Source organism: Actinomadura sp. NPDC000929, from assembly GCF_040492065.1.
GTDB classification, from domain to species: domain Bacteria; phylum Actinomycetota; class Actinomycetes; order Streptosporangiales; family Streptosporangiaceae; genus Spirillospora; species Spirillospora verrucosospora.
This window is the reverse complement of the sequence record NZ_JBEUPA010000329.1, coordinates 1-1,506: the sequence shown is the minus strand read 5'-3', so window position 1 is coordinate 1,506 and position 1,506 is coordinate 1. Positions and strand designations below refer to the sequence as shown.

The window sequence follows — 1,506 nt, the reverse complement described above, 5'->3', positions numbered from 1 at the left end:
GCGGTCGCCGTGATCGGCTACGACAAGCGCGACACCCCCGAGGCGCGAGCCAACCGGGAGGAGGTGCGGCGCCGCGCGGTGGCCCGCATCAAGGGAACGGATCGGGTCCGCGTGGACGGGAGCGCGGGGCACGGCCCCGGCATCCGGCGCCGCGGGGCCCGGCCCCGCGACGGTGCCCGGCCGTGGAGGCGCCGGAGGCACGGGCGCCCCCGGGCCGATCCCGTGTCGCGGTGATCGTGTCATGGGGCCACCTCCTGCCGCCGCCGGCGTCCGCGGTCGCTGACGTTTCCGAAGCTAGAGCCGCCGGCCGTCCGCGGCGCCGGCGTTAACCCGCCCTTAATGAGCGGATCAGCCGTCGCTAAGCCGCCGTCCGCGGAAACGAGGATCCGCGCAGGTGAGAAGGCTGCCGGGCCTTCGCGTCCGGAGGCGTGAACCCGGGCCGGACTCCGCGCGTACAGGTGAAAAAGCGCCTCGGGACAAGGCTCATCGGCCTTTTTCGGCACCGATTGACATCCACGTTGCTTCGGGGGCGTATGCTCCCGGAGTGTTCGAGCGGATTCGCGAGAATCCGTTCGGGGATCGTGGTGGGAGCGAGCGGGCTCCGACACCGCGGTCCCGTCATGTCTCAGCGGGACGGCCGCCGGGCGTCAGGCCCGGCGGCGCGGAACGTGTCGGCGTTCGCCGTGCTCTCCGTCTCCTCCACAGGAGAGGGCATGGCGCGACGCGATTACGGGCATGCGTCCCGGAGCCAAACGCATGCTTCACCGTGGGCTGAGACGCCCGCGCGCCCGTCCACGGGACCCGAGCCCGAGCGGGGGCCCCGGTCCGAGGCCCCCCAGTGGCCCGAAGGGTCCTGGTGGTCGGAGCAGCCGGACTGGTCCGAGCGGAGGCGCGGATCGTCGCGGCGCGAGCCGTCGCGGCGCCAGATCAGGCGGCGCGAGGCCAGGGCCCGCGCGCGCGGTTCCGGCAAGGGCGCCGAGCGGCCGCGCCCCCGGGCGCAGTGGCCGGAGCCGCCCGAACGGCGCGACGACGCGAAAGCCGATCGCTTCGACGCGCGCGGCAGCTACGACCCCGCGGGCTACGCGGCCCGCACGCGTCGGGACGTTCGATCGGAGCGCCCCGACGCCCGCGGCGAGCGGCCGGGCTCCCGGAACGCGCGGCGGGACATTCCAACCGAGCGTTCCGACGCCCGCACCCAGCAGGACGCCCGCACCGAGCGTCTCGACGCTCGCGCCGGGCGGGACGCCCGCACCGAACGGGACACGCGGACCGAGCGGTTCGACGCGCGGAGCACGCTGCGAGACGCCCCGAGGGAGCGGTTCGACGCCCGCACCGAGCGGGACGACCGCACCGGGGGTGTCGGCGGCCGCGGTGAGCCGCGCGGCGGGCGCACCGAAAGGTTCGACGCGAGGGCCGAGGGGCTCGGCGGGCGCGCGGGACGACCCGAGAGGGACCGGTCCCGCGACTTCTCGGCGCGGGGCGGGCGCTCCCGCCGTGCGGTGCCGG

General features: G+C 76.1%; 1 protein-coding gene and 1 pseudogene. Both read left to right on the top strand.

The window, feature by feature from the left end:
• Positions 1 to 234, top strand: a 234-nt coding sequence (locus tag ABWI04_RS42705; protein ID WP_353835978.1) for a hypothetical protein, incomplete at its 5' end; no start/stop codon positions are given.
• Between the two features lie 479 nt (positions 235 to 713).
• Positions 714 to 1,506: pseudogene (locus ABWI04_RS42700) on the top strand (hypothetical protein); the annotation flags it as partial.